This window comes from Enterobacter sp. 50588862, assembly GCF_001462935.1.
Classification (GTDB): domain Bacteria; phylum Pseudomonadota; class Gammaproteobacteria; order Enterobacterales; family Enterobacteriaceae; genus Enterobacter; species Enterobacter bugandensis.
The window spans coordinates 173,332-199,539 of sequence record NZ_LNHM01000021.1 but is presented as its reverse complement, the minus strand read 5'-3'; the positions used below and the strand labels follow the sequence as shown (position 1 = coordinate 199,539).

26 protein-coding genes are annotated in these 26,208 nt (G+C 58.7%); 17 read left to right on the top strand and 9 right to left on the bottom strand.

The annotated features are described in order from the left end of the window. Window positions 1–29: 29 nt before the first annotated feature. Entirely contained in the window at window positions 30–719 is a 690-nt protein-coding gene (locus APT89_RS08790; protein WP_060572072.1) for a B3/B4 domain-containing protein, read from the top strand. 22 nt (window positions 720–741) lie between these two features. On the opposite strand, the gene lsrG is transcribed toward APT89_RS08790, so the two are convergent. Genes lsrG through lsrA form a run of 6 tightly spaced genes read right to left on the bottom strand, consistent with a single transcriptional unit; the run spans window position 742 to window position 6,427 of the window. Beyond that, a complete protein-coding gene (gene lsrG, locus APT89_RS08785) occupies window positions 742–1,035 on the bottom strand; it encodes a (4S)-4-hydroxy-5-phosphonooxypentane-2,3-dione isomerase (RefSeq protein ID WP_060572071.1) in 294 nt (97 codons plus the stop codon). After that, a complete protein-coding gene (lsrF, locus tag APT89_RS08780) occupies window positions 1,032–1,919 on the bottom strand; it encodes a 3-hydroxy-5-phosphonooxypentane-2,4-dione thiolase (protein WP_048957229.1) in 888 nt (295 codons plus the stop codon). Before lsrF ends, lsrG begins: the two co-directional genes overlap by 4 nt. A gap of 11 nt (window positions 1,920–1,930) precedes the next feature. Then, window positions 1,931–2,932 carry an autoinducer 2 ABC transporter substrate-binding protein LsrB gene (lsrB, locus tag APT89_RS08775; RefSeq protein WP_060572070.1) on the bottom strand — a complete coding sequence of 334 codons (1,002 nt, stop codon included), beginning with the start codon at window positions 2,930–2,932 and terminating at the stop codon, window positions 1,931–1,933. 1 nt (window position 2,933) lies between these two features. Continuing rightward, on the bottom strand, window positions 2,934–3,911 hold the full coding sequence (lsrD, locus tag APT89_RS08770; RefSeq protein WP_060572069.1) for an autoinducer 2 ABC transporter permease LsrD: 978 nt from the start codon (window positions 3,909–3,911) through the stop codon (window positions 2,934–2,936). Beyond that, complete coding sequence (gene lsrC / locus APT89_RS08765; protein ID WP_047364658.1) at window positions 3,912–4,943, bottom strand: autoinducer 2 ABC transporter permease LsrC; 1,032 nt, start codon at window positions 4,941–4,943, stop codon at window positions 3,912–3,914. Next, window positions 4,940–6,427, bottom strand: a complete 1,488-nt coding sequence (gene lsrA / locus APT89_RS08760) for an autoinducer 2 ABC transporter ATP-binding protein LsrA (RefSeq protein ID WP_060572068.1) — start codon at window positions 6,425–6,427, stop codon at window positions 4,940–4,942. Before lsrA ends, lsrC begins: the two co-directional genes overlap by 4 nt. 215 nt (window positions 6,428–6,642) lie before the next feature. Here lsrA and lsrR point away from each other — a divergent pair, with 215 nt between their 5' ends. The 3 genes from lsrR to APT89_RS08745 all read left to right on the top strand — a co-directional run bounded on the left by lsrR (window position 6,643) and on the right by APT89_RS08745 (window position 11,434). Then, a complete protein-coding gene (gene lsrR / locus APT89_RS08755) occupies window positions 6,643–7,614 on the top strand; it encodes a transcriptional regulator LsrR (RefSeq protein WP_060572067.1) in 972 nt (323 codons plus the stop codon). A 32-nt stretch (window positions 7,615–7,646) separates the two neighbouring features. Then, complete coding sequence (gene lsrK / locus APT89_RS08750; protein WP_060572066.1) at window positions 7,647–9,227, top strand: autoinducer-2 kinase; 1,581 nt, start codon at window positions 7,647–7,649, stop codon at window positions 9,225–9,227. Window positions 9,228–9,412: 185 nt separating this feature from the next. Then, on the top strand, window positions 9,413–11,434 hold the full coding sequence (locus tag APT89_RS08745; RefSeq protein WP_060572065.1) for an NADPH-dependent 2,4-dienoyl-CoA reductase: 2,022 nt from the start codon (window positions 9,413–9,415) through the stop codon (window positions 11,432–11,434). Here the strand turns inward: APT89_RS08745 and rlmG are convergent. After that, the gene (gene rlmG / locus APT89_RS08740) at window positions 11,431–12,567 is read right to left on the bottom strand and encodes a 23S rRNA (guanine(1835)-N(2))-methyltransferase RlmG (RefSeq protein WP_060572064.1); all 1,137 of its coding nucleotides are present in this window, start codon (window positions 12,565–12,567) and stop codon (window positions 11,431–11,433) included. The genes APT89_RS08745 and rlmG overlap by 4 nt on opposite strands. Before the next feature lie 83 nt (window positions 12,568–12,650). On the opposite strand from rlmG, the gene APT89_RS08735 reads away from it, so the two are divergent. The 4 genes from APT89_RS08735 (at window position 12,651) to sstT (ending at window position 16,904) form a co-directional block, all read left to right on the top strand. Next, window positions 12,651–13,154: a YgjP-like metallopeptidase domain-containing protein gene (locus APT89_RS08735; RefSeq protein WP_060572063.1), complete on the top strand. Its 504-nt coding sequence runs from the start codon at window positions 12,651–12,653 to the stop codon at window positions 13,152–13,154. 70 nt (window positions 13,155–13,224) lie between these two features. Then, window positions 13,225–14,223 (top strand): Gfo/Idh/MocA family protein, encoded by a 999-nt coding sequence (locus tag APT89_RS08730; protein WP_045631609.1) that lies wholly within the window; start codon window positions 13,225–13,227, stop codon window positions 14,221–14,223. Between the two features lie 250 nt (window positions 14,224–14,473). Beyond that, on the top strand, window positions 14,474–15,442 hold the full coding sequence (locus tag APT89_RS08725) for a TerC family protein (RefSeq protein WP_047367080.1): 969 nt from the start codon (window positions 14,474–14,476) through the stop codon (window positions 15,440–15,442). Between the two features lie 220 nt (window positions 15,443–15,662). Further along, window positions 15,663–16,904: a serine/threonine transporter SstT gene (gene sstT, locus APT89_RS08720; protein ID WP_060572062.1), complete on the top strand. Its 1,242-nt coding sequence runs from the start codon at window positions 15,663–15,665 to the stop codon at window positions 16,902–16,904. Between the two features lie 87 nt (window positions 16,905–16,991). Here the strand turns inward: sstT and APT89_RS08715 are convergent, their stop codons facing one another. Beyond that, complete coding sequence (locus tag APT89_RS08715) at window positions 16,992–18,479, bottom strand: UxaA family hydrolase (RefSeq protein ID WP_060572061.1); 1,488 nt, start codon at window positions 18,477–18,479, stop codon at window positions 16,992–16,994. 17 nt (window positions 18,480–18,496) lie between these two features. Further along, window positions 18,497–19,909 (bottom strand): glucuronate isomerase, encoded by a 1,413-nt coding sequence (uxaC, locus tag APT89_RS08710; protein WP_041907965.1) that lies wholly within the window; start codon window positions 19,907–19,909, stop codon window positions 18,497–18,499. A gap of 476 nt (window positions 19,910–20,385) precedes the next feature. On the opposite strand from uxaC, the gene APT89_RS08705 reads away from it, so the two are divergent. The 9 genes from APT89_RS08705 (at window position 20,386) to APT89_RS08665 (ending at window position 26,142) form a co-directional block, all read left to right on the top strand. Further along, window positions 20,386–21,684, top strand: a complete 1,299-nt coding sequence (locus APT89_RS08705; protein WP_028014505.1) for an MFS transporter — start codon at window positions 20,386–20,388, stop codon at window positions 21,682–21,684. A gap of 115 nt (window positions 21,685–21,799) precedes the next feature. Further along, window positions 21,800–22,576 (top strand): transcriptional regulator ExuR, encoded by a 777-nt coding sequence (exuR, locus tag APT89_RS08700; protein ID WP_028014506.1) that lies wholly within the window; start codon window positions 21,800–21,802, stop codon window positions 22,574–22,576. 343 nt (window positions 22,577–22,919) lie between these two features. Next, window positions 22,920–23,582, top strand: coding sequence for a DedA family general envelope maintenance protein YqjA (gene yqjA, locus APT89_RS08695; RefSeq protein WP_008503144.1), 663 nt, complete (start codon window positions 22,920–22,922; stop codon window positions 23,580–23,582). A gap of 2 nt (window positions 23,583–23,584) precedes the next feature. Next, entirely contained in the window at window positions 23,585–23,968 is a 384-nt protein-coding gene (gene mzrA, locus APT89_RS08690) for an EnvZ/OmpR regulon moderator MzrA (protein WP_028014507.1), read from the top strand. A gap of 143 nt (window positions 23,969–24,111) precedes the next feature. After that, a complete protein-coding gene (locus tag APT89_RS08685; RefSeq protein ID WP_028014508.1) occupies window positions 24,112–24,480 on the top strand; it encodes a DUF1090 domain-containing protein in 369 nt (122 codons plus the stop codon). A gap of 29 nt (window positions 24,481–24,509) precedes the next feature. Next, the gene (locus APT89_RS08680; RefSeq protein WP_008503141.1) at window positions 24,510–24,815 is read left to right on the top strand and encodes a DUF883 family protein; all 306 of its coding nucleotides are present in this window, start codon (window positions 24,510–24,512) and stop codon (window positions 24,813–24,815) included. Window position 24,816: 1 nt separating this feature from the next. Continuing rightward, the gene (locus APT89_RS08675) at window positions 24,817–25,215 is read left to right on the top strand and encodes a phage holin family protein (protein ID WP_041907961.1); all 399 of its coding nucleotides are present in this window, start codon (window positions 24,817–24,819) and stop codon (window positions 25,213–25,215) included. Then, on the top strand, window positions 25,212–25,508 hold the full coding sequence (locus APT89_RS08670; protein ID WP_014885330.1) for a YqjK-like family protein: 297 nt from the start codon (window positions 25,212–25,214) through the stop codon (window positions 25,506–25,508). The genes APT89_RS08675 and APT89_RS08670 overlap by 4 nt, the downstream gene beginning before the upstream one ends. Before the next feature lie 241 nt (window positions 25,509–25,749). Further along, on the top strand, window positions 25,750–26,142 hold the full coding sequence (locus APT89_RS08665) for a DoxX family protein (RefSeq protein WP_014833394.1): 393 nt from the start codon (window positions 25,750–25,752) through the stop codon (window positions 26,140–26,142). Window positions 26,143–26,208: the final 66 nt, after the last annotated feature.

The following is a 26,208-nucleotide window of genomic DNA, read 5'->3' as shown; positions in this document are numbered from 1 at the left end:
GGTATAAAACAGTCAATACAGGATTATTTATGTCTCTCGTTACGCCGTCAATAGATTCGCGTCTTGCCGGGATTGCCCCTGGCTTTCGGGCGCTGAGCATTCTGGTTGAAGCTGCGCCGATTACCTACCCGGAGGTTGCGCCCGCCGCGCTGGCGCAGGCCTGCCAGCAGATGTTGAATGATGATGTGCCGTGGGCTAATGCACACCTATCGGACTGGGATAACGTATTCAAAGCCTTCGGCGCGAAACCGAAACGTACGCCCTGCTCGGCCGCGGCCCTGCGCAAGCGGGTACTGAAAGACGGTTCGCTGCCGTCGCTGGATCCGGTCGTGGATATCTATAACGCGGTGAGCATTCGCTACGCCATTCCGGTGGGTGGGGAAAATCTCGCGGCGTACTCGGGCGCGCCGCGTCTGACGCTGGCCGACGGCAGCGAGCCGTTTGATACATTTAAAGAGGGAGAGCCGATGGTGGAACATCCGGAACCGGGCGAGGTTATCTGGCGTGACGATCTCGGCGTCACCTGCCGCCGCTGGAACTGGCGACAGGGGATACGGACCCGCCTGGACAGCCAGGCGCAATCGATGTGGTTTATCCTTGAAAGCCTGCCGTCGATGCCGCTTGCGGCACTGGAAGAGGCAGGGCAAGAGCTGGTCAACAATTTGCAGCAGTTGATGCCGGGGGCAACGGTGCAGGTGAAGCTGCTGGAGCTGGCCTGAACAGCGCCACCGGGCAAAGCCGCTACTCGGGCAACAATCCCACAAAGCTGCGTTTTTTGCGCGGCTCCGACATCAGCTCCTCGAGCTTATCCACGCACGCCTGATAGTGCGGCGTTTGCTTATGCGCCAGCACCGCCTCTTCGTCTTTATAGGCCTCGTAGATAAAGAAGCGGGTTTTCACCCGCGGGTCCTGCAATACGTCAAAGCGCAGGTTTCCCGGCTCCTTGATGGCCCCCTCGTGGTTGGCGCGAAACACCTCAAGAAACTCGTCCACCCGCTCGGGCTTGATGTTAATTTCAACCAGCGTCACGTTCATTTTGCTTCTCCCTGTTTCTCGTCCTGCCAGAACTGGAACGCCTCCCGGGCGCTCACGTTCTCGTGAACCACTTTTTTCACCGCTTTCAGCATGGCGAGCGGCGCGCTGGACTGGAAGATATTGCGTCCCATGTCCACGCCGGACGCCCCCTGATCAATCGCCCGCCAGCACATCTCCAGCGCCTCGAGCTCCGGCAGCTTTTTGCCCCCGGCGATGACGATCGGCACCGGGCAGCTGGCGGTCACTTTTTCAAAGCCCTCGTCCACGTAGTAGGTTTTGACGAACTGCGCCCCCATCTCGGCGGCGATGCGGCTGGCGAGCGAGAAGTAGCGCGCGTCACGCGCCATCTCCTTGCCGACGCCCGTTACCGCCAGCGTTGGCATGCCGTAGCGCGCCCCTGCATCGACAAGCTTGATGATGTTGTTGATAGATTGATGCTCAAACTCGCTTCCGATGTACACCTGCGCCGCCACCGCGCAGACGTTCAGGCGCAGGGCATCTTCCATCGCCACCGCCACGCACTCGTTCGACAGCTCGCCCAGAATGGAGTTACCGCCGGAGGCGCGCAGCACCACCGGTTTGTTTGTCGCGGCGGGCACCTGGCTTCGCAGAATGCCGCGGGTACACATCAGCACGTCTGTTTCACCGAACAGCGGCGCAATGGAGAGATCGATACGCTCAAGGCCGGTGGTCGGCCCCTGAAAGTAGCCGTGGTCAAAGGCCAGCATTACCGTGCGGTTGCTCTGCGGGTTAAAGATGCGCGCCAGGCGGGACTGCATGCCCCAGTCCAGCGAGCCGCAGCCCTTCAGCGTGAACGGCACATTCTGCTGCGGCGTGCCGATGCCAAAATCCTTGCCGTCTTTGATGTCGTCTAAATCAGCCATTTGCTCCCCCGTCAGAAATCGTATTTGCTGATGTTTTCTTTGGTGAACACCACCCGCTCCGGCAGCAGCACGATGCCGTTGCCCTTCGCCTCATACTGATAGCCCTGCACGCTGTTCGGCTCCACCTTCAGCGTCCCGATATCTTTCACGTCCACGCTGTCGCCGACGTTAAGATCGCCTTTTTTCAGCAGGCGATCGGCGACATTGACCGCAATTTTGCCCTGTTGCACCACGTCCCACAGGCCGAAGGCCTTCACCGTGCCGCGCTCAACGTACGGACGCATGACTTTCGGCGTGCTGAAGCCGACAATCGCCACCCCTTCCCGCTTCAGGTTTTCCGCCGCCTGCGCCGCCGCCGGCAGCGCGTTGGCGTCCGGGGCGATAATCGCATCCAGATCCGGATACGCTTTTAAGATCCCCTCGGCGGTTTGCAGGGATTTGGTGGCGTCGTTATAGCCAAACTGGGTGGTCACGATCTGCCACTGGGGGTGATCTTTCTCGATTTTGGCCTTCGCCTCTTTCACCCACTGGTTCTGGTCGGTGACGGTGGGGCTGGAGTAGAAGAACGCCACTTTCGCGTTCGGTTTGGTGACCTGCTTGCCCGCCATCTCTACCAGCAGGCCGCCCAGCTGTTCCGGCGTCCCCTGGTTGATATAAATGCTGCGGCACTCCGGTTTCGTGTCGGAATCCCAGGTCAGCACCTTCACGCCGCGCTGCATCGCGCGCTTCAGCGCCGGGCAGAGGCCGTCCGGCGACACGGCGGAGACGATAATGGCGTTATAGCCCTGGTTGACGAAGTTGTTGATGAGCTGCACCTGGCCGGAAACGCTCGGCTCTGTCGGGCCATCGTAGGTCACGTCCACGCCAAGATCTTTCCCCGCCTCTTTCGCGCCGTTGCCGCCGCTGGTGAAGAAACCCACGCCCACCAGCTTGGGGATAAAGGCAATGCGGTCCGCCGCCTGCGCCGAAGCGAAGCTGAGGGCCATTGCCAGGACGAGCAGTTTTGTTTTCATCTTACGCTCCGGATAGTTTTCTGAAGAGAGATCGCACCCATTCGCGGTGCAGACTTAGCGAACGTCCCATCACCACCACAACCAGCAGCGCCCCCGACAGCGCGCTCGACACCTGGTTGGGGATGCCGACCATCTGTAATCCCTGCTGGAGATACCCCACCAGCAGCGCCGCCAGCGCCGTACCCAGCACCGACCCTGAACCGCCGTAAATATTTGCCCCGCCGAGTACGGCGGCGGTGAGCGCGGGCATCAGCAAATCGCGCCCCAGATCCGAACGCGCAGAGCCGAAATAGGAGACCATCGCCAGCGCGGCCACCGCCGACGCCACGCCGACCAGACCGTACAGCGCGTAGGGCATGCCATTCACCGACAGCGCCGCATAGCGCGCCGCACGCGGGTTTTGCCCAATCAAAAACAGATGGCGGCCAAAGCGCCCGCGATGGGTAATCAGCCAGAAGAAGGCGGTAATCACCGCGAACAGCACCAGCGGGATCGGCAGCCCCAGCACCGTGAGGTTAGCAAAGGCGGTAAAGCTGTCCGGGAAGCCGCCGATGCCCTCATAGCCCGTCGCCCCCGCCATGCCGGAGAGCAGCAGCGCCCCGCCGCCGTAGAGGTAGAGCGTGCCGAGGGTAATGACTAAAGGGCTAATGCCGGTGTAGTGGATCAGCGCCGCATTCACCAGCCCACACAGCAGGCCAAGCAGCAGCGTCAGCGGAACGGCGATCGTCATGGGCCACCCCGCCTGCATCATCACCCCCAGCGCGATGGCGCACAGGCCGATGGTGGAGCCCAGCGAAATGTCGATCCCGCCGCTGATAATCACCAGCGTCAGCGGCAGCGCCACGATGCCGATGCAGATGAAATCGCTGGTGCTGAACAGCAGCATGTTGATATCAAGCATGCGCGGATTGATGGCGCCAAAGAGCAGGATCTCCAGCACCAGCAATATCAGCAGCGCGCTTTCCCAGTTAAGCCTCATTTACGCCACCTCTTTTTTGCGTTTGGGAAACGGGGTGACGTGCTTTCCCCCTTTGTTACCCGGCTGGAAGCGACCGTACTTCAGCGCCCGCTGATGCCTTGAAAGCGCCTGACGCAGGCGTCCGTCAAGTACCAGCACGCCCAGCAGCACCAGCCCGGCGATAAAGTCGTTCCACCATGCCGGGAGTCTGAACAGCACCAGCACGGTATCGATTTGGGTGAGGAAGAAAGCCCCAAGCAGAGCACCGATCAGCGTGCCGGTGCCACCCAAAAGCGAGATCCCCCCGAGGACGCAGGCGGCGATAGCCTTCATCTCCAGCCCGCTGCCGGTCTGGTTGGGCACAAAGCCAATCTGCGCGGCAAAGACGATCCCGGCGCAGGCCGCCAGCACGCCGTTCAGGGTAAAGGCAATCATGCGGGTGCGGTTCACCGCCACGCCCAGCTGTCGCGCGGCGGCGAGGTTATCCCCCACCGCGTAGAAATCACGCCCGAACGCGGTGCGCGACAGCGTCCACGCGCCGGTGGCCGCGATGATCAACACCACCATGCCGAGCGGCGAAATGCCGACGGCGGCAGGCTCAGAGAGAGATTTCAGTCCCGGCGGCAGCCCCTCAATCCACTTTCCGCCGGTCCAGAGCAGCATCGCCCCGCGGTAAAGCCCCAGCGTGCCGAGGGTGGCGACAATCGCAGGGATGCGCAGCCCCACCACCAGCACGCCGTTGAACGCCCCGGCCAGCGCGCCGATGGACAGCGCGAAGAGAATGGAAACGGGCAGGCTGTAGCCGCTATTAAGCGCCACGCCGACGGCAATGGCGGACAGCCCGACGGTTGAGCCCACAGAGACGTCAATATTGCGGGTCAGCATCACCAGCGCCGCGCCGATCGCCAGCAGGATCAGGATCTGCGCGCTGGCGAAGATCATCCCCAGCGTTTGCAGGCTGAAGTAGGACGGATTCAGCGCCACCAGCACGGCGAACAGCGCCAGAATGGCAAGAAACGCGCTCAGCTCGCGGTTTTTGAGTAAGATCTTCATGATTGTCCTCCAAACGCCAGCGCCATCATCCGATCGAGGCTGACGGCGTGGCGCGGCAGCTCGCCGCTGAGTACGCCCTGATGCATCACCAGCACGCGGTCCGCGAGGCCGGGGAATTCATCGAGATCGCTTGAGATCATCAGCACCGCAACATTCTGCGCCGCCACGCTTTTGATGAGCTGGTAGATATCGGCGCGCGCCGACACGTCCACGCCGCGCGTCGGTTCATCGACGATCAACAATAAAGGATTGGCCTCCAGACAGCGTGCCAGCAGCACCTTCTGCTGGTTGCCGCCGGAGAGCGTGCGCACGGTTTGATCTGCATGGTTGAGCTTGATCCCCAGCGCCCGGTGATAGCGCTCCACCACCGCAGACTCCCGCTTTCGCTGCTGCCAGAGCGACGGCTCGTTCAGCGCCACCGTGTTCCAGCGGACAGGCGCGTCGAGAAACAGGCCGGACACCTGCCTGTCTTCCGGCAGATAAACCAGGCCTTTTTGCAGGCGTGAATTTACCGGATCGTCGGTGATCTCCTGGTTCTCCAGCCAGACGCGCCCCCCGCGCACAGGCCGCAGGCCATAGAGCGTTTCGGCAAACTCGGTGCGCCCGGAGCCCACCAGCCCGGCCAGGCCGACAATCTCCCCGGGGTAGATCTCAAGGCTGAGATCGATAAACCCCTCCCCGGTAAGATCCTCCACCCGCAGCACCGGGAAATCCTGCGCCTGGGTGCGGCGGTTGCCCGGCAGCGCCAGCCACAGCTTTTGCGTATCGCTGAGGGATTTCTCACGGCTTATCGGCGTCATGGCGGCGATCAGGGCGCTGTCGTCAAACTGGGCGGTTTCGCCGCTGAGCACCACCGCGCCGTCGCGCATCACCGAAACGTGGCTCGACAGCGTGCGGATTTCCGGCAGCTTATGCGAGATAAAGACAATCCCGACGCCGAGCGCCTGTAAGGCGCGGATCTGGCGAAACAGCCGTTCGGTTTCGCCGGGCGTCAGCGAGGCCGTGGGCTCGTCGAGGATCAGAATTCTGGCGTTGCGCATCAGCCCGCGCAGGATCTCAACCATCTGCTGGTCCGCCACTTCCAGGGTGCTGGCCATTGCGTCGAGATTAAGCTGACATTGCAGCTGCTGGAGTTTCTCCGCCAGCCGCTTTTCCCGATCGCGCTCGCGCGGCAGGCGGAACAGGATGTTTTCCCTCACGGTCAGGTTGGGGAAAAGCAGAGGCTCCTGCGGCACCAGATAAATGCCTAACCGGTGCGCCTGCGCCGGGGTAAGCCGTGCAAAAGACTCGCCCGCAACCGAAAGTTCACCGCTATCCGGCGTTTCCACCCCAGCGATAATCTTCATTAGCGTCGATTTTCCCGCGCCGTTACCGCCCATCAGCGCGTGCACCTGCCCCGCAAGCAGCGTGAAATCAATGCCTTTTAAGACCGGCACGCCTGAGAACTGCTTGCTGATATTTCGCGCTTTGAGAAGTGGTGTCATCATCGCTCCGCTATTGAACAAATGATTTTTAGATTTAATAATGTTCAAAAGCGTAGACGGTGAACTATATTTACAACCGTGCAGGGATCACAGTTTTATCGATTGAGATTCAGATTAACCAGAAACGATCTAAAAGATCCGTTTTGCCGCGTGGCTCACATTTTCACGCCGCGCCATTACGAACATATGATCTAAATTTTTATAAGAGTTCAACTATGAGCGATAAACGCACTGCGGAAGAAGGACGGTTTGCCGGGCTGGCACTGGCGGAAGAGGAGCTGGTGGCGCGCGTGGCCTGGTGCTATTACCACGACGGATTGACCCAGAACGACATCGGTGAACGGCTCGGGCTACCGCGTTTGAAGATTTCCCGCCTGCTGGAGAAGGGCCGCCAGTCCGGGGTTATCCGCGTGCAGATCAACTCCCGCTACGAGGGCTGTCTGGCGCTGGAGACCGAGCTACAGCAGCGCTTTGGCCTGAAGCTGGTGCGCGTAATGCCCGCTCTGAATACCCCGCCGATGAACGTGCGGCTCGGCATTGGCGCGGCGCAGTCGCTGATGGGCGTGCTGGAGCCCGGCCAGCTGCTGGCGGTGGGGTTTGGTGAAACCACCATGAGCAGCCTGCAGCACCTGAGCGGCTTTATCAGCTCACAGCAGATCCGCCTGGTGACGCTCTCCGGCGGCGTCGGGCCATATATGACCGGTATCGGACAGCTGGACGCGGCCTGCAGCGTCAGCATGATCCCCGCCCCGCTTCGCGTGTCTTCCGCCGAAGTGGCCGGGATCTTAAAACGCGAAACCAGCGTGCGGGACGTGATCCTCGCCGCCACCGCCGCTGACGTGGCGGTGGTCGGTATTGGTTCAGTAAACCAGCGCCGTAACGCCACGATCCTGCGCTCCGGCTACATCAGCGAAGGTGAACAGCTGATGTATGCCCGCAAAGGCGCGGTCGGCGACATTCTCGGCTATTTCCTCAATGCCGATGGGGAGTGCGTCGAGGAGCTGGAGATCCACAAAGAATTACTCGGCGTCTCGCTTGATGAGCTGGCGCAACTGCCCACCATCGTCGGCGTGGCCGGAGGGGAAGAGAAAGCCGATGCGATTTATGCCGCACTGAAGGGTCGCCGTATTAATGGCCTGGTGACGGAAGAGACGACAGCCCGCGCGGTGCTGGCTCTGGCCGAATAAGAGTCGCCCTGCGCTAATAGCGAGGCAAGCTCATGAGTTACCTTTTAGCGTTAGATGCAGGGACAGGCAGCGTTCGCGCCGTGATTTTCGATTTACAGGGCAACCAGATTGCCGTCGGCCAGGCCGAATGGAAGCACCTGAGCGTGGAGAACGTGCCGGGGTCGATGGAGTTCGATCTCGACACCAACTGGCGGCTGGCCTGCCGGTGCATTCAGCAGGCGCTGGAGCGCGCGCGCCTGAGCGCGGCGGATATTCAGTCCGTCGCCTGCTGTTCGATGCGCGAAGGGATCGTGCTGTACGACCGCAGCGGCGAGGCCATCTGGGCCTGTGCCAACGTCGACGCCCGCGCCAGCCGCGAGGTGGCTGAACTCAAAGAGATCCATGACAACCGTTTTGAATCCGAAGTGTATGACGTCTCAGGGCAAACGCTGGCGCTGAGCGCCATGCCCCGCCTGCTGTGGCTGGCGCACCATCGCCCGGACATCTACCGCAAGGCCGCGACAATCACCATGATCAGCGACTGGCTGGCGGCGAAGCTTTCCGGCGAGCTGGCGGTCGACCCGTCGAACGCGGGCACGACGGGCATGCTGGATCTCTTCTCCCGCGACTGGCGTCCGGCGCTGCTCGACATGGCCGGGCTGCGCGCAGATATTCTCTCTCCGGTAAAAGAGACCGGCACCGTGCTGGGTGCCATTACCCATGAAGCCGCGCAGCAGAGCGGCCTGCGCGAAGGCACGCCGGTAGTGATGGGCGGCGGCGACGTGCAGCTGGGCTGTCTGGGGCTGGGCGTGGTTCGCGCCGGACAAACGGCGGTGCTGGGCGGCACCTTCTGGCAGCAGGTGGTCAATCTGCCACAGGTACGCACCGACCCCGACATGAACATCCGCGTGAATCCGCACGTCATCCCCGGCATGGCGCAGGCGGAGTCGATCAGCTTCTTTACCGGGCTGACCATGCGCTGGTTCCGCGACGCCTTCTGCGCGGAGGAAAAGCTGATTGCCGAACGAATGGGAATGGACACCTATTCCCTGCTGGAAGAGATGGCAAGCCGCGTACCGGCGGGCTCCCACGGGGTAATGCCGATATTCTCCGACGCGATGCATTTTAAGCAGTGGTACCACGCCGCACCGTCGTTTATTAACCTCTCCATCGACCCGGAAAAGTGCAACAAAGCGACGCTGTTCCGCGCCCTGGAGGAGAACGCGGCAATCGTCTCGGCCTGTAACCTGACGCAGATTTCGCGCTTCTCCGGCGTGACGTTTGATAGCCTGGTGTTTGCGGGCGGCGGCGCAAAGGGCGCCCTGTGGAGCCAGATTTTAAGCGACGTCACCGGCCTACCGGTGCGCGTGCCGGAAGTGAAAGAGGCGACGGCGCTCGGCTGCGCGATTGCGGCAGGTGCTGGCGCGGGGCTGTTTGCGGATATGGCCTCGACGGGCGAGCGGCTGGTGAAGTGGAGCCGGGAGTTTACGCCGAACCCGGCGCACCGCGAGCTGTATGACGGCATGATGCAGAAATGGCAGGCGGTGTACGCGGATCAGCTCGGGCTGGTGGACAGCGGGCTGACCACGTCGATGTGGCAGGCGCCGGGGTTAGCGCGGGCAGCGACGCCGTAAATAACGCCGGATGGCGCTTCGCTTATCCGTCCTGGGGTTTTGTAGCCCCGGTAAGCGTAGCGCCACCGGGGAAGTTCTTTGAGATCTATCACAATCATTCGATCCCGCTTTTACCTTTCTGCTGCCGCTGGCTAAATTAGTAACTCATCCGACCACATAACAATAATTTTACACTGGAAGAGACTATGAGCCGCTACCCGTCGCTATTCGCCCCCCTCGATCTGGGGTTTACCACCCTCAAAAACCGCGTGCTGATGGGCTCGATGCACACCGGGCTGGAAGAGCGTCCGGACGGAGCCGAGCGCCTGGCGGCCTTCTATGCCGAACGCGCCCGCCACGGGGTGGCGCTGATTGTCACCGGCGGCGTAGCCCCTGCCCCTTCAGGCGTGACGATGGAGGGCGGCGCAGTTCTGAATGATGCGACACAGCTGCCGCATCACCGCATTGTCACGGACGCGGTGCATAACGAAGGCGGCAAAATCGCCCTGCAAATTCTGCACACCGGGCGCTACAGCTATCAGCCAAAGCTGGTTGCGCCATCGGCTATTCAGGCGCCGATTAACCGCTTTACCCCTCACGCCCTCAGCCACGACGAGATCCTGGCGCTGATCGACGATTTTGCCCGCTGCGCCGCGCTGGCGCGTGAGGCGGGCTACGACGGCGTGGAGGTGATGGGCTCTGAAGGCTATCTGATTAACGAATTCCTCGCCGCACGCACCAACCAGCGCGACGACGAATGGGGCGGTGACTATGCCCGCCGGATGCGCTTTGCCGTGGAGGTGGTGCGCGCGGTGCGCGAACGTGCGGGCGCGGACTTTATAATTATCTTCCGCCTGTCGATGCTCGACCTGGTGGAGGGCGGCGGCACGTTCGACGAAACCGTGCAGCTGGCGCAGGCGATTGAAGCCGCAGGTGCCACCATCATCAACACCGGGATTGGCTGGCACGAAGCGCGCATCCCGACCATCGCCACGCCGGTGCCGCGCGCGGCGTTCAGCTGGGTAACGCGCAAGCTGAAGGGCAAAGTCTCCGTTCCGCTGGTCACCACTAACCGCATTAACGACCCGCAGGTGGCGGACGATGTGATCTCACGCGGCGACGCCGATATGGTATCGATGGCGCGTCCGTTCCTCGCGGACTCCGAACTGCTCTCCAAAGCGCAAAGCGGCCGTGCGGATGAGATCAACACCTGCATCGGCTGTAACCAGGCCTGTCTGGATCAAATATTCGCCGGCAAAGTCACCTCATGCCTGGTGAACCCCCGCGCCTGCCATGAAACCAAAATGCCGGTGGTTGCGACAGTCAATAAAAAACGCCTGGCCGTGGTGGGCGCTGGCCCCGCTGGGCTGGCGTTTGCGGTGAATGCCGCCTCGCGCGGGCACAGCGTGACGCTGTTTGATGCCGCCGGTGAAATTGGCGGGCAGTTTAATATCGCCAAACAGATCCCCGGCAAAGAGGAGTTCTATGAAACGCTGCGCTACTACCGCCGGATGATCGATCTGACGGGTGTTGATCTGCGGCTTAACCAGCTTGTCAGCGCGGCGGATCTGATCGGTTTCGACGAGGTGATCCTCGCGAGCGGGATCGCACCGCGCACGCCTGCAATCGAGGGTATCGATCATCCGAAGGTGTTGAGCTATCTGGACGTATTGCGTGACAAAGCGCCCGTTGGCGAGAAGGTCGCGATTATCGGCTGCGGCGGGATCGGCTTTGATACCGCGATGTATTTAAGCCAGCCGGGCGAGGCCACCAGCCAGAACATCGCCGAGTTTTGCGTAGAATGGGGCATTGATACCAGCCTGAGCCAGTCCGGCGGATTACGGCCGGAAGGGCCGCAGCTGCCGAAAAGCCCGCGCCAGATCGTGATGCTCCAGCGTAAGGCCAGCAAGCCGGGTGAAGGGCTGGGCAAAACCACGGGCTGGATCCACCGCGCCACCCTGCTCTCGCGCGGGGTGAAGATGATCCCGGGGGTGAGCTACCAGAAGATCGACGACGACGGGCTGCATGTGCTGATCGGTGGTGAACCGCAGCTGCTGCGCGTGGATCATGTGATTTTGTGCGCCGGACAGGAGCCAAAGCGCGATCTGGCCGATCCGCTGCGCGAAGCGGGTAAAACGGTGCATTTGATCGGCGGGTGCGACGTGGCGATGGAGCTGGATGCGCGGCGGGCGATTGCGCAGGGCACCCAGCTTGCACTGGTTATTTAGCGACGGCGACCCAGCTTCACCGCTTTCAGCACCACAAACTTGTTATTGGTCGCAATGGTGACGCAGTTGCCGAAAATCTTCTTCAGCTTGTGGAAGTAGTCCAGGTGGCGGTTCGCCACGATATACAGCTCGCCGTTGATTTTCAGGCAGCGGCGCGCGTGGTGGAACATCTCCCACGCGACGTTATCCGTCAGGGCGTGCTTCTGGTGGAACGGCGGGTTGCAGAACACTGCGTTGAAGCGGAACGGCTCTACGCCGGAGAGCGCGTTGTTGATCATAAACTCGCAGCGGTCCAGCGCGTCCGGCATGTTGGTTTCCACGTTCAGACGGCTGGAGGCCACCGCCATTGGCGACTCGTCGCTGAACACCACGCTGGCGTCCGGATTCTTCGCCAGCAGCGTCAGGCCAATCACGCCGTTGCCGCAGCCCAGGTCGACAATTTCACCTTCCAGATTTTCCGGCAGATGTTCGATAAAGAAACGTGCGCCAATATCCAGCCCGGTGCGGGAGAAGACGTTCGCATGGTTATGGATGGTCCAGTCGGTGCCTTCCAGTTTCCAGCTCAGCGTCTCAGGCGCGTCGGCCAGCTCCGGCGCGCTGAAAGTGCAGTTGATCAGGCGCGCTTTTTTCCAGGCCAGCGTCGTGGTGGTTGGGCCGAGCACTTTCTCGAACAGCTCCAGCGTCGAGGTGTGAATATCGCGCGCTTTGGCACCCGCGATAATGCGCGTATCCGGCGTGACGACCTTGCGCAGCGCGCGAAGCTGCTGCTCCAGCAGCGCCATGGTTTTTGGCACTTTGATCAGCACCACGCCCGGCGCCTGCGGGTAGTCCGCGGTGCTGTCGAGGAACTTCACGCTGGACTCGTCGATGTCGTTATGGCGCAGGTTTTCACGCGTCGCCAGCTCGCTTAAATAGGAATCGCCAATGCTGTACGGCGTGTGCTCTGCCAGGGCGCAGCCCAGGGCACCAAACGCGTCATTCAGGATCAGAACCGGGCCGCGGATTTCAGTCTCATCCAACTGCTGCAGCAGATATTCATCTGCCGCTTCCCACGCCTGAAGCGGGTTTACGTCGTCCGTTTCCGGGAAACGTTTAAGGTTGAGTGAACGGAAACCGTTGTCTAAGTGGCTCATCGGCCCTCCTGAATGGTAAAATTTGGCGTATCCCTGAAAAGGGTGCGTGAGTATACCCGTTTTCGCATTAATTTGGGCTTTTGATGAACCAACTTACTTATCTCCAGGGCTATCCGGAGCATTTACTGACTCAGGTTCGCAGCCTGATTGCCGAGCAGAAGCTCGGCGCGGTGCTGGAAAAACGCTATCCCGGCACGCACGATTTCGCGACTGATAAGGCCCTCTGGCAGTATACGCAGGATCTGAAAAGCCGGTATCTGAAGAGCGCGCCGCCGATCAACAAGGTGATGTACGACAACAAGATCCACGTGCTGAAAAACGCGCTCGGTCTGCACACCGCCATCTCCCGCGTGCAGGGCGGCAAGCTGAAGGCTAAGGCGGAGATCCGCGTGGCGACGGTGTTTCGTAACGCGCCGGAAGCCTTTCTGCGGATGATCGTGGTGCATGAGCTGGCGCACCTGAAAGAGATAGAGCACGACAAAGCGTTCTATTCCCTGTGCTGCCACATGGAGCCGCAGTATCACCAGCTGGAGTTTGATACCCGCCTGTGGCTTACGCATTTATCGTTAAATGGTAATGCGGAATAGCGCACTGGTTTTGCAATAATCCCGTGCTACAGTGGCTAAAGGTTCCCCGCTACGGAGTACGTAAACGTTTATGATACGTTTCGCAGTCATTGGAACGAACTGGATCACGCGCCAGTTCGTCGACGCCGCCCACGAAACCGGCAAACTTAAACTCACCGCAGTCTATTCCCGCAGCCTTGAGCAGGCGCAGAGCTTTGCTAACGACTACCTCGTCGAGCATCTCTTCACCTCCCTGGATGAAATGGCGCAAAGCGACGCCATTGACGCGGTTTATATCGCCAGCCCGAACTCCCTGCACTTCCCGCAAACGGCGCTGTTTCTCAGCCACAAAAAGCACGTGATTTGCGAGAAGCCGCTGGCCTCGAATATTGAGGAAGTGGAAGCGGCCATTGCGCTTGCCCGCGAAAACCAGGTGGTGCTGTTCGAAGCGTTCAAAACCGCCAGCCTGCCGAATTTCCTTCTGCTGCAGCAGTCCCTGCCGAAAATTGGCAAAGTGCGCAAAGCCTTTATCAACTACTGCCAGTATTCGTCGCGCTATCAGCGCTATCTGGACGGCGAGAATCCGAATACCTTTAACCCGGCCTTCTCAAACGGCTCGATTATGGATATCGGTTTTTACTGCCTGGCCTCTGCCGTAGCGCTGTGGGGCGAGCCGCACGGCGTTACGGCCACCGCCAGCCTGCTGGATAGCGGCGTGGATGCACACGGTTTGGTGGTGCTGGATTACGGTGATTTCAGCGTCACGCTGCAGCACTCCAAGGTGAGCGATTCCGTGTTGCCGAGCGAAATTCAGGGCGAAGCCGGGTCGCTGGTCATCGAGAAGATCTCCGAATGCCAGAAGGTGAGCTTCGTGCCGCGCGGCGGCAAAGCGCAGGAACTGACGCAGCCTCAGCATATTAACACTATGCTCTATGAGGCAGAGGTCTTCGCCCGTCTGGTGGAAGACAACGAAGTGAATCACCCAGGCCTTGCGGTAAGCCGCACCACGGCGAAGCTGCAAACCGAGATCCGCCGCCAGACCGGCGTGGTGTTCCCGGCAGACGGCGTCGGCGCGGAAGCGATCGCGTAAAGCTGTGTAATGAAACGGCGCAGGCCATTGACGAAACCGATGGTCTGACATATTTTGTTACCTGCAAAGGGGAGTAACTTCTTCGCCGGTGGATCGTCATTACGATGCGTAAAATATGCATCCGGTCGCCGGGCAACCTTCGTGGTTGTAAGTGAGACCTTGCCGGAAGGCGAGGTCTATGCATAAAAAGCTAACGGCTATCGTCTTCTGACCATGGCCGTTTTTGTTTTTTATGTGTAAGGAAAATAGTATGCATTCTGTCGGCACTCCAATGCTGTGGGGCGGATTCGCGGTTGTCGTGCTCATCATGCTGGCGATCGACCTCTTTTTGCAGGGTCGTCGCGGCGAGCACGGCATGAGCGTTAAGCAGGCCGCCGTCTGGTCGCTGGTCTGGGTTACCCTCTCGCTCCTCTTTTGCGCCGCCTTCTGGTGGTACCTGGCCTCGACTGAAGGCCGTGCGGTGGCCGATCCTCAGGCGCTCGCCTTCCTCACCGGTTATCTGATTGAAAAAGCCCTGGCGGTTGATAACGTCTTCGTCTGGCTGATGCTGTTCAGCTACTTTGCTGTGCCTGCAGCCTTGCAGCGCCGCGTGCTGGTCTACGGCGTGCTGGGTGCCATTGTCCTGCGTACCATCATGATCTTCGCCGGCAGCTGGCTAATTACCCAGTTCGAATGGCTGCTGTACGTGTTCGGCGCGTTCCTGCTGTTCACCGGGGTCAAGATGGCGCTGGCGAAAGAAGACGATACCGGTATCGGTGATAAGCCGCTGGTGAAGTGGATCCGCGGCCATCTGCGCATGACGGACAAGATCGAGAGCGAGCACTTCTTCGTGCGTAAGAACGGCCTGCTGTTTGCTACCCCGCTGCTGCTGGTGCTGATTCTGGTCGAGCTGAGCGACGTGATTTTCGCGGTAGACAGCATCCCGGCAATCTTCGCGGTGACGACTGATCCGTTCATCGTGCTGACCTCTAACCTGTTTGCGATCCTCGGCCTGCGTGCGATGTACTTCCTGCTGGCAGGCGCGGCAGAGCGCTTCTCGATGCTGAAGTACGGTCTGTCGGTGATCCTGGTGTTTATCGGTATCAAGATGCTGATCGTGGATTTCTACCACATCCCGATCGCCATTTCGCTTGGCGTGGTGTTCGGCATTCTGCTGGTGACGCTGGTTATCAATACCTGGGTTAACCGCCAGCACGATAAAAAGCAGCAGGCGGAGTAATCCCCTCACCCTAACCCTCTCCTCAAAGGGGAGAGGGTTAACACACTTTTGTGACTCAATAGTTAAAAAATATGATGTGATACGTAAAATCCAGCATTTTACGCTTCCCTCCGCAGACACTTTCCCTATACTCGACCAGGCAAACATTTACTTACATCCGGACATAAATGTGACTAAGAGCACAGCCGGGATGGAACGCAATTTCACTTAAGGAACACTCATGACGATATCCTCATCGGGCCTGCTTGCGCGCCTGTCGCGCGGCAGCCTTGTTAAGCAAATACTGATTGGACTGGTGCTCGGCGTCGCGCTGGCACTGATCTCAAAACCTGCCGCCGAAGCCACTGGCCTGCTCGGCACGCTGTTCGTCGGCGCGCTGAAAGCGGTCGCGCCGGTTCTGGTTTTAACGCTGGTGATGGCCTCAATCGCCAACCACCAGCAGGGGCAGAAAACCAATATTCGCCCGATTCTGTGGATGTATCTGCTGGGTACGTTCTCAGCCGCGCTGACGGCGGTTGTCGTTAGCTTTATCTTCCCGTCCACGCTGCAGTTGACCACCGGCGCCACCGACATCACGCCGCCCGCGGGTATTGTTGAGGTGATGCACGGCCTGCTGATGAGTATTGTCGCCAATCCGATCCATGCCCTGATTAACGCGAACTACATCGGGATCCTGGTATGGGCCGTCGGCCTCGGCTTCGCTCTGCGCCACAGCAACGACACGACCAAAAACCTGGTTAACGATCTTTCTCACGCCGTCACGTTTATCGTGACGGTGGTCATCCGCTTTGCGCCGATTGGTATTTTCGGTCTGGTAGCATCCACGCTGGCAACCACTGGTTTCGGCGCGCTGTGGGGCTATGCGCAGCTGCTGCTGGTGCTGATTGGCTGTATGGCCGTCGTGGCACTGGTGATTAATCCGCTGCTGGTGTTCCTGCAGACCCGACGTAATCCTTACCCGCTGGTGCTGATGTGCCTGCGCGAAAGCGGCGTGACCGCTTTCTTCACCCGCAGCTCGGCGGCAAACATTCCGGTCAACATGTCCCTGTGTGAGAAGCTGAATCTGGACCGAGATACTTACTCCGTATCCATTCCGCTGGGCGCGACCGTCAACATGGCGGGAGCGGCCATCACCATCACGGTGCTGACGCTGGCCGCGGTGAATACGCTGGGTATTCCGGTGGATCTGCCCACCGCGCTGCTGCTGAGCGTGGTGGCCTCGCTGTGTGCCTGCGGCGCATCCGGCGTGGCGGGCGGTTCGCTGCTGCTGATCCCGCTGGCGTGTAATATGTTCGGCATCCCGAACGAGATCGCCATGCAGGTGGTTGCGGTGGGCTTTATCATCGGCGTATTGCAGGACTCCTGCGAAACCGCGATCAACTCCTCCACCGACGTGATGTTTACCGCCGCCGTGTGCCAGGCGGAAGACGCGCGTTTAGCGAAGAACGCCCTGCGAGGTTAAAAAGAAAAAGCCCGGTGGCGGCTACGCCTTACCGGGCCTGCAGGGTTCAGTAGGTCGGGTAAGCGCTAGCGCCACCCGACAAAACACTTAAAGCGTCACACCACTCTTAAAGATCGCCAGCTCGCGGAAGTCGTTCTTCTCGTTACAGGTCTGCCTGCCGTTAGCAAACTCCACGATAGTGTCCACGAACTCCGTCAGCAGCTGCGGCATCGCTTTGCCGTGGATCAGCTGGCCTGCGTCGAAGTCGATCCAGTGCTTTTTCTTCGTCGCCAGCTCGCTGTTGGTGGCGATTTTCACCGTCGGCACAAAACCGCCGTACGGCGTACCGCGACCGGTGCTGAACAACACCATGTGACAACCCGCCCCCGCCAGCGCGCTGGTGGCGACCGCATCGTTGCCCGGTGCGCTCAGCAGGTTCAGGCCGTGGGTTTTCAGGCGTTCACCGTAGCGCAGAACGTCCACCACCTGGCTGGCCCCCGCTTTCTGGGTGCAGCCGAGGGATTTCTCCTCCAGCGTGGTGATTCCGCCCGCCTTGTTCCCCGGCGACGGGTTCTCGTAAATCGGCTGATTGTGGGCAATGAAGTACTGTTTGAAGTCGTTCACCATGGTGACGGTCTTCTCAAACGTCTCTTCGTCGCGGCAGTGGCTCATCAGAATGCGCTCCGCGCCAAACATTTCCGGCACTTCGGTCAGCACCGTGGTGCCGCCGTTGGCAATCACGTAATCCGAGAAGCGGCCCAGCATTGGGTTAGCGGTAATGCCGGAAAGACCGTCAGACCCGCCGCACTCCAGGCCAAACTTCAGTTCGCTCAGCCTCCCCGGCTCGCGCCTGTCGTGGCGCATCACCTCATACAATTGATGCAGCTGCTCAACGCCCGCTTCCACTTCGTCGTCCTGATGCTGGCACACCATGAAGTGCACGCGCGCAGGATCGAATTCTCCCAGCGTGTCGCGGAAGGCGTCGACCTGGTTGTTCTCGCAGCCGAGGCCGATCACCAGCACCGCGCCCGCATTCGGGTGGCGCACCATGTTTTGCAGCATGGTGCGGGTGTTAATGTGGTCGTCACCCAGCTGGGAGCAGCCGTAGGTGTGGCTGAACAGATGTACCCCGTCGATGCCCTCGGCATCGTGGGTCTCCTTCAGAAAGCGGGTCTGGATCTGACGCGCAATGCCGTTCACGCAGCCGACGGTCGGCAGGATCCACAGCTCGTTGCGGATCCCTACATCACCGTTTGCGCGACGGTAGATTTGCACCTCACGATCCCCCGCCTGCACGCCTGCCTTCGGTAGTTCAGGCTGATAGCTGTACTCGTCCAGATCGCTGAGATTGGTGCGGGTATTGTGGGAATGAATATATTCACCCGGCGCAATATCCGCCAGCGCATGGCCGATGGGCAAACCGTACTTCACCACGTTCTCCCCTTTTGCAATAGGGATCAGGGCAAACTTATGTCCACGTCCAATGGCCTGGCGCAACGTGACCGACTGGTTATCGAAGGCTACTTCCGTGCCTTCGGTTAAATCTGCCAGCGCGACGGCCACGTTATCCAGCGAATGGATTTTGATGTATTGCATATCAACCTCAGACGGCCTTAGTTCAGTTCAATGGCGAAGTAGTCACGTGCATTGTTAAAGCAGATGTTTTTCACCATGTCGCCCAGCAGCTGGAGATCCGCTGGCGCTTCGCCCGCATGCACCCAGCGGCCAATCATCTGGCACAGAATGCGGCGGAAATATTCATGACGGGTATAGGACAGGAAGCTGCGGCTGTCGGTCAGCATACCCACGAAGCGGCTTAACAGACCGAGCTGCGCCAGCTGCGTCATCTGACGCTCCATGCCGTCTTTCTGATCGTTGAACCACCAGCCGGATCCGAACTGCATCTTGCCCGGCATACCTTCGCCCTGGAAGTTGCCCACCATGGTGCCCAGCACTTCGTTATCGCGCGGGTTCAGGCAGTAGAGAATGGTTTTCGGCAGCAGGTTTTGCTCGTTCTGTTTGCTCAGCAGTTTTGACAGCTCTTCCGCCAGCGGGCGGTCGTTGATGGAGTCAAAGCCCACGTCCGCGCCCAGCAGTTTGAACTGGCGCTGGTTGTTATTGCGCAGCGCGCCGATGTGGTACTGCTGTACCCAGCCGCGACGCGCGTATTCCGCACCGAGGAATACCAGTACCGCCGTTTTGAACTGCGCCACTTCGTGCTCGCTAAGCGATTCACCGGAGAGGCGACGCGCCAGGATGCTGTCCAGTTCAGCTTCGTTGGATTCCGCGAACAGCACCACGTCCAGCGCATGGTCAGAGACTTTACAGCCGTGCGCCGCGAAGTGGTCCAGGCGTTTGGTCAGCGCGGTTTGCAGATCGGCGAAACGACGGATGTCGGTATCGGACACTTCCGCCAACTTCGCCATATAGTCGTTGAACGTGGCCTGCTCAATATTGAAGGCTTTGTCCGGGCGCCAGCTTGGCAGCACTTTAATGTCAAAAGAGGCGTCTTTGGCGACAACGGCATGATGCTCCAGGGAGTCAATCGGATCGTCGGTGGTGCCCACCATCTTCACGTTCATCTGCTTCATGATGCCGCGCGCGGAGAAGTTATCCTGCGCCAGCAGTTCGTTGCACTGGTCCCAGATTTCATCCGCCGTAGCGGGAGAAAGCAGCTTGCCGGTGATGCCAAACGGACGGCGTAGTTCGAGGTGCGTCCAGTGGTAAAGCGGGTTGCCGATAGTGTGCGGAACGGTCGCCGCCCAGGCGTCGAACTTCTCGCGATCGGTCGCGTCGCCGGTACACAGGCGCTCGGCCACGCCGTTGGTGCGCATTGCGCGCCATTTATAGTGGTCACCCTTCAGCCAGATATCATACAGGTTTTTGAAGCGGTAATTTTCGGCAACCTGCTGCGGCGGTAAGTGGCAGTGGTAGTCGAAAATCGGCTGGTCTTTAGCGTAGTCGTGGTACAGGCGGCGGGCAAATTCGGTATCTAACAGAAAATCGTCGGTCATAAACGGCGTCATTATCGTCTTCCTCATTACGGGAGCGTCAGAAAGCGTATGTTCATATGCTGCAAAGTTATCACACCAATTTCCACCCACCGAAGCTTTTTTCGTGAGTGAGATCAATAAACGCTAACAAATAAATTACCCTCAATGGAGTAAACCCTTCTACAGGCCGCGCCGTTTCTGGCTTTGCGCGCAGCGATTAATGTCCCTACAAAGAATCATACATTTGTGATGTCACTCACCTTTTAAAGTTGTATGACAAGTTATCGTTTCGCCGTCGCAAACACTAAGCCGACGGAATGCGTTACCGGTGTGAGACACATCGGATTTAACGGTACGGATACCGACTTATGCACGCTTACTTATGGCAAGGTTCGGGCCGTTCCGGGACATTCTCCCGGCTACGCCCCTCCCGTTACACAACTGCTCCCGGCAACGGTTGAGAGGTTGCCGTGCTCTGGCGCGGAAATAACATAACGATGAGGTTTTAGATGCGTAAAATTAAAGGGTTACGTTGGTATATGATCGCACTGGTGACGCTGGGCACCGTGCTGGGCTACCTGACACGTAACACCGTGGCAGCCGCGGCGCCGACGTTGATGGAAGAGCTGCATATCTCCACGCAGCAATACTCTTACATCATCGCGGCCTATTCTGCCGCTTACACCGTCATGCAGCCTGTTGCTGGGTATGTTCTCGATATTCTGGGTACCAAAATCGGCTATGCCTTCTTCGCCATCGCCTGGGCGGTATTCTGCGGTGCAACCGCACTGGCAGGCAGCTGGGGCGGCCTGGCGCTGGCCCGTGGCGCGGTCGGTGCGGCAGAAGCCGCAATGATCCCGGCGGGGCTGAAAGCCAGCTCTGAGTGGTTCCCGGCAAAAGAGCGTTCCATCGCGGTGGGCTACTTCAACGTGGGCTCGTCCATCGGCGCAATGATTGCGCCGCCGCTGGTGGTGTGGGCCATCGTGATGCACAGCTGGCAGATGGCATTCATTATCTCTGGCGTGCTGAGCTTCGCCTGGGCAATGGCGTGGCTGGTTTTCTATAAACACCCGCGCGATCAGAAAAAACTCTCCGAGGAAGAACGCGAATACATTATTGGTGGTCAGGAAGCGCAGCATCAGACCAACAATGGCAAGAAGATGTCCGTCTGGCAGATCCTGGGCACCCGTCAGTTCTGGGGTATCGCCCTGCCGCGCTTCCTGGCTGAACCGGCCTGGGGTACCTTTAACGCGTGGATCCCACTGTTTATGTTTAAAGTCTACGGCTTTAACCTGAAAGAGATCGCGATGTTCGCCTGGATGCCGATGCTGTTCGCTGACCTGGGCTGTATTGTAGGCGGCTACCTGCCGCCGCTGTTCCAGCGCTGGTTTGGGGTGAACCTGATTGTTTCCCGTAAGATGGTGGTGACCATGGGCGCCCTGCTGATGATTGGCCCGGGCATGATCGGCCTGTTCACCAGTCCGTATGTGGCTATCGCCCTGCTGTGCATCGGTGGGTTTGCGCACCAGTCCCTGTCCGGCGCGCTGATTACGCTCTCGTCTGACGTCTTCGGCCGTAACGAAGTGGCCACCGCCAACGGCCTGACCGGGATGGCCGCCTGGACCGCGAGTACGATGTTCGCGCTGGTCGTCGGCGCGCTGGCGGATACCATCGGCTTCAGCCCGCTGTTCGCGGTGCTGGCAATCTTCGACCTGATGGGCGCGGTGGTTATCTGGACGGTGCTGAAAAGCAAATCCGCAGAGGAGCTGGCGAAAGAGTCCCTCGGGCGACCGGCTACGCAGAGTTAGCGAAAATGCGTTTCACCGAAGCCGCCCCCGGGCGGCTTTTTTAATGGCAAAATCTGGAGAGTATTCCGTGAAAGTGGTATAACAAATCATCTGCCGTACCCTGCCTGGAGCGCATATGGAAATCACCGAACCACGTCGTTTATATCAACAACTTGCTGCCGAGCTGAAAGATCGCATCGAGCAAGGGGTCTATCTTGTCGGTGATAAACTTCCCGCCGAGCGCTTTATCGCGGATGAAAAAAGCGTAAGCCGAACCGTGGTGCGCGAAGCGATTATCATGCTGGAAGTGGAAGGCTACGTTGAGGTACGCAAAGGTTCCGGCATTCACGTTATTTCTAATCAGCCTAAACACTCTCCGGTGGCGGATGAAAGTCTAGAATTCGCCAGCTACGGTCCGTTTGAGCTGCTCCAGGCTCGCCAGCTGATCGAAAGCAATATTGCCGAATTTGCCGCCACGCAGGTGACCAAGCAGGACATCATGAAGCTGATGGAGATCCAGGAGAACGCTCGCAAGGAAAAATGTTTCCGTGATTCCGAGTGGGACCTGCAGTTTCACGTTCAGGTCGCCCTGGCAACCCAAAATACAGCGCTGGCGGCAATCGTTGAGAAAATGTGGACTCAGCGCGTTCACAACCCGTACTGGAAAAAACTGCACGATCATATTGATTCGCGTACCGTGGACAACTGGTGTGACGACCACGATCAAATTCTTAAGGCGCTGATTCGTAAAGATCCCCACGCCGCGAAGCTCGCCATGTGGCAGCACCTGGAAAACACCAAGCAGATGCTCTTCAATGAAACCAGTGACGACTTCGAATTTAACGCTGACCGTTATCTTTTTGCCGATAATCCTGTCGTTCATCTCGATACGGCCCCGAGCGGCGCAAAATAGGCGACCTTTCTACCGGCAGGCGCTTCGCTGCGCCTCCCCGCCTGAATGGGTAAGCAAAACATATATAGTGTCAGCCTTTGTAAAATCCCTCGCTCACTTTCAGGGCTTACGCCAAAATCACCTCACCCTGCAAATTCTGTGACGCAGAACGTTGGGCTTTGTTACAATTGGATTCACTTCGTTATTTTGAAAGTTAGTGCTTGCTAACCAGCCAATTAACAGGGAACAGTGTTGGCCACACCGCAATGTGTCCGCGAGCGACCATAATGAAATCACAACAATGTCGCCGTGCTGTTTGTCCCGGATAACAGGCGAGACGTTAACCGATTTCCAGGAACACTGAATGGAACTTTTGACCCAACTGCTGCATGCCCTTTGGGCGCAGGATTTTGAAACGCTGGCCAACCCTTCCATGATTGGCATGCTCTATTTTGTCTTGTTTATGATTCTGTTCCTTGAGAATGGTTTGCTGCCTGCAGCCTTCTTGCCGGGTGACAGTTTGCTGGTGCTTGTCGGCGTGCTGTGTGCCAAAGGCGCAATGGCGTTCCCGCAAACCATTTTATTACTGACCGTCGCGGCCAGCCTTGGCTGCTGGGTGAGCTATATCCAGGGAAGATGGCTGGGCAATACCCGAATAGTACAGAACTGGCTTTCCCATCTGCCTGCGCACTATCACCAGCGGGCACACCACCTGTTCCATAAGCATGGGCTTTCCGCGCTGCTGATTGGCCGCTTTATCGCCTTTGTGCGCACCCTGCTGCCCACCATTGCCGGGCTGTCCGGGTTGAGCAGCGCACGCTTCCAGTTCTTCAACTGGATGAGCGGCCTGTTATGGGTTCTGATCCTGACGACGCTGGGCTATGCGCTGGGTAAGACGCCGGTCTTCATGAAATATGAAGATCAGCTGATGTCCTGCCTGATGCTGCTGCCTGTTGTTCTGCTGGTCTTCGGCCTGATCGGCTCGCTGGTTGTCCTGTGGAAGAAAAAATACGGAGCGCGAGGTTAACGATGGTTATCTCACCGCTCGCCATGCGCCGCTTTGCCTGTGCCTTTATTGCACTGGTGATGCTCAGCGCCGTACTGCTGGCCTGGAACACGCTTTCACATCAGGACGCTACGCTGGCCATTCGCCCGGTAAACCAGGGGGGCGGTGTGCCTGACGGTTTTTCTGTCTGGCATCATCTGGATGCAAACGGCATCCGCTTTAAAAGCATCACCCCGCAGGACGATGTTTTACTGATTAAGTTTGATTCCCGTGCGCAGAGCGCTGCCGCGAAAGCGGTTCTTGACCGTACGCTGCCGCACGGCTATATCATTGCCCAGCAGGAAGATGACAACCCGCCAGCCGCGTGGTTATCATTGATTCGCGATACGTCGCATCGGTTTGGATAACTTCCTGGATTCCGAATCTTTTCACTCACTTTGGTGAATCCCCCGTTTACTTACTATGCTTAAGTACGCGGAGCACCCCTCAAATGTACTCCGCATCATTTTGGATAGCGGCTAACCCCGCAGCACAATGGAAGGTTTCGATAATGAAATTCCGCATGACCCTGGCTCTGGCCCTTTTTTCTTTAAGCACAACGACCTTCGCAAACTCTCTCTGTCAGGAGAAAGAACAGGATATTCAGCGTGAGATCGGTTATGCCGAAAAGCATAACAATCAGCACCGTGTTGATGGTCTCAAAAAAGCGCTGAGCGAAGTGAAAGCGAACTGTTCAGACAGCAAGCTGCGTGCCGATCACCAAAAGAAAATCGCTGAACAGAAGGACGAGATAGCCGAGCGCCGTCAAGACCTGCAGGAAGCGAAAGAGAAAGGGGATGCGGAAAAAATTGCTAAGCGCGAGAAGAAGTTGAAAGAGGCGCAGGACGACCTGAAAGCGCTGGAAGCTCGCGATTATTGAGTTAACGGAAATCTCAACAGGAGAGAATCATGTCAAAAGATACGACGTCTGAACATCTGCGCGCTGAACTGAAATCCCTGGCCGATACCCTTGAAGAGGTGCTGAACTCCTCTGCCGATAAGTCGAAAGAAGAAGTAAGCAAGCTGCGCAGTAAAGCGGAGCAGGCGCTGAAAGAGAGCCGCTACCGCCTGGGTGAAACCGGTGATGCACTGGCGAAACAGACCCGTGAAGCGGCTGCGCGTGCAGATGAATATGTGCGCGACAATCCATGGACGGGAGTTGGTATTGGTGCCGCAGTGGGTGTGGTACTGGGTGTCCTGCTGACGCGTCGTTGATATGGAAGATCCTCGTCACGCACAAGGGCCTGCTAATAACGTCCTCGGCATCGGCCAGCGTATTTTAACGACGCTGGTTGGGATTGCCGAAACGCGCGTCCGGCTGGCAGTGGTCGAACTGGAAGAGGAGAAAGCGAACCTCTTCCAGATGCTGCTGATGCTCGGGCTGACCATGCTCTTCGCCGCGTTTGGTCTGATGAGCCTGATGGTGTTAATCATCTGGGCCATTGACCCGCAGTATCGACTTAACGCGATGATTGCCACGACCGTCGTTCTGCTGGTCGCGGCGCTGATTGGCGGCATATGGACGATGCGTAAAGCGCGCAGGTCCACTTTCCTGCGCCACACGCGCCAGGAACTGGCTAACGATCGCGCCCTGCTGGAGGATGACAAGCCGTGAGCGATAAAGCGGAACGTCAGAAGCGAAAAGCGTACCTGTTAAGTCAGATCCAGCAGCAGCGGCTGGATCTGTCTGCCAGCCGCCGTGACTGGATCGACGCGACGCGACGGTTTGACCGAGGCTGGAATACCTTCCTGAGCCTGCGTTCGTGGGCGCTGGTCGGCAGCAGCGTGATGGCTATCTGGACGGTTCGTCATCCGAATATGCTCATCCGCTGGGCCCGACGCGGTTTTGGTGCCTGGAGCGCCTGGCGTCTGGTCAAGGCAACGTTGCGGCAACAACAGCTGCGGTGATAAACGCAAAACGGTAACTCAGGTTACCGTTTTTTGTTTTTGCCCTTCTCCCCGTGGGCTGAGGGCACCAGCGCGCACCTGCCCTTACTCAATATCTTTGAAGAAGATTGACAGTTTTCCTTGCTAACAATTGCTACCCGCCCCGTTTACACTCCTCTCCATCGACAGCAGAACCGCGGTATCTACCCGGAATTGCAGACAAATAATGTTCAGCCGCTTATGTGGTTTCCTGGAGAGTAAAATGAAAAAATTAGAAGATGTTGGTGTACTGGTCGCGCGTATTCTGATGCCTATTCTGTTTATCGTGGCAGGCTGGGGCAAAATCACGGGATATGCGGGTACCCAGCAGTATATGGAAGCCATGGGCGTTCCGGGGTTCCTGCTGCCGCTGACCATTCTGCTTGAGTTTGGCGGCGGCCTGGCGGTTCTGTTCGGCTTCCTGACCCGCACCACAGCGCTGTTTACCGCAGGCTTCACCCTGCTGACGGCGTTCATCTTCCACAGCAACTTTGCGGAAGGCGTGAACTCTCTGATGTTCATGAAAAACCTGACCATCGCGGGTGGCTTCCTGCTGCTGGCGATCACCGGCCCAGGCGCATACAGCATCGACCGCGTTCTGAATAAGAAATGGTAAGCACGCTATACTGAATAAACACAAAGCGAGGAGACATCTCCTCGCTTTTGCTATCTGACGGAGGAG

Bases quoted from the DNA above. Each gene is read 5' to 3' on its own strand.
- APT89_RS08790 (WP_060572072.1), top strand. From the start codon at position 30: ATGTCTCTCGTTACGCCGTCAATAGATTCGCGTCTTGCCGGGATTGCC.
- lsrG (WP_060572071.1), bottom strand. From the start codon at position 1,035: ATGAACGTGACGCTGGTTGAAATTAACATCAAGCCCGAGCGGGTGGAC.
- lsrF (WP_048957229.1), bottom strand. From the start codon at position 1,919: ATGGCTGATTTAGACGACATCAAAGACGGCAAGGATTTTGGCATCGGC.
- lsrB (WP_060572070.1), bottom strand. From the start codon at position 2,932: ATGAAAACAAAACTGCTCGTCCTGGCAATGGCCCTCAGCTTCGCTTCG.
- lsrD (WP_060572069.1), bottom strand. From the start codon at position 3,911: ATGAGGCTTAACTGGGAAAGCGCGCTGCTGATATTGCTGGTGCTGGAG.
- lsrC (WP_047364658.1), bottom strand. From the start codon at position 4,943: ATGAAGATCTTACTCAAAAACCGCGAGCTGAGCGCGTTTCTTGCCATT.
- lsrA (WP_060572068.1), bottom strand. From the start codon at position 6,427: ATGACACCACTTCTCAAAGCGCGAAATATCAGCAAGCAGTTCTCAGGC.
- lsrR (WP_060572067.1), top strand. From the start codon at position 6,643: ATGAGCGATAAACGCACTGCGGAAGAAGGACGGTTTGCCGGGCTGGCA.
- lsrK (WP_060572066.1), top strand. From the start codon at position 7,647: ATGAGTTACCTTTTAGCGTTAGATGCAGGGACAGGCAGCGTTCGCGCC.
- APT89_RS08745 (WP_060572065.1), top strand. From the start codon at position 9,413: ATGAGCCGCTACCCGTCGCTATTCGCCCCCCTCGATCTGGGGTTTACC.
- rlmG (WP_060572064.1), bottom strand. From the start codon at position 12,567: ATGAGCCACTTAGACAACGGTTTCCGTTCACTCAACCTTAAACGTTTC.
- APT89_RS08735 (WP_060572063.1), top strand. From the start codon at position 12,651: ATGAACCAACTTACTTATCTCCAGGGCTATCCGGAGCATTTACTGACT.
- APT89_RS08730 (WP_045631609.1), top strand. From the start codon at position 13,225: ATGATACGTTTCGCAGTCATTGGAACGAACTGGATCACGCGCCAGTTC.
- APT89_RS08725 (WP_047367080.1), top strand. From the start codon at position 14,474: ATGCATTCTGTCGGCACTCCAATGCTGTGGGGCGGATTCGCGGTTGTC.
- sstT (WP_060572062.1), top strand. From the start codon at position 15,663: ATGACGATATCCTCATCGGGCCTGCTTGCGCGCCTGTCGCGCGGCAGC.
- APT89_RS08715 (WP_060572061.1), bottom strand. From the start codon at position 18,479: ATGCAATACATCAAAATCCATTCGCTGGATAACGTGGCCGTCGCGCTG.
- uxaC (WP_041907965.1), bottom strand. From the start codon at position 19,909: ATGACGCCGTTTATGACCGACGATTTTCTGTTAGATACCGAATTTGCC.
- APT89_RS08705 (WP_028014505.1), top strand. From the start codon at position 20,386: ATGCGTAAAATTAAAGGGTTACGTTGGTATATGATCGCACTGGTGACG.
- exuR (WP_028014506.1), top strand. From the start codon at position 21,800: ATGGAAATCACCGAACCACGTCGTTTATATCAACAACTTGCTGCCGAG.
- yqjA (WP_008503144.1), top strand. From the start codon at position 22,920: ATGGAACTTTTGACCCAACTGCTGCATGCCCTTTGGGCGCAGGATTTT.
- mzrA (WP_028014507.1), top strand. From the start codon at position 23,585: ATGGTTATCTCACCGCTCGCCATGCGCCGCTTTGCCTGTGCCTTTATT.
- APT89_RS08685 (WP_028014508.1), top strand. From the start codon at position 24,112: ATGAAATTCCGCATGACCCTGGCTCTGGCCCTTTTTTCTTTAAGCACA.
- APT89_RS08680 (WP_008503141.1), top strand. From the start codon at position 24,510: ATGTCAAAAGATACGACGTCTGAACATCTGCGCGCTGAACTGAAATCC.
- APT89_RS08675 (WP_041907961.1), top strand. From the start codon at position 24,817: ATGGAAGATCCTCGTCACGCACAAGGGCCTGCTAATAACGTCCTCGGC.
- APT89_RS08665 (WP_014833394.1), top strand. From the start codon at position 25,750: ATGAAAAAATTAGAAGATGTTGGTGTACTGGTCGCGCGTATTCTGATG.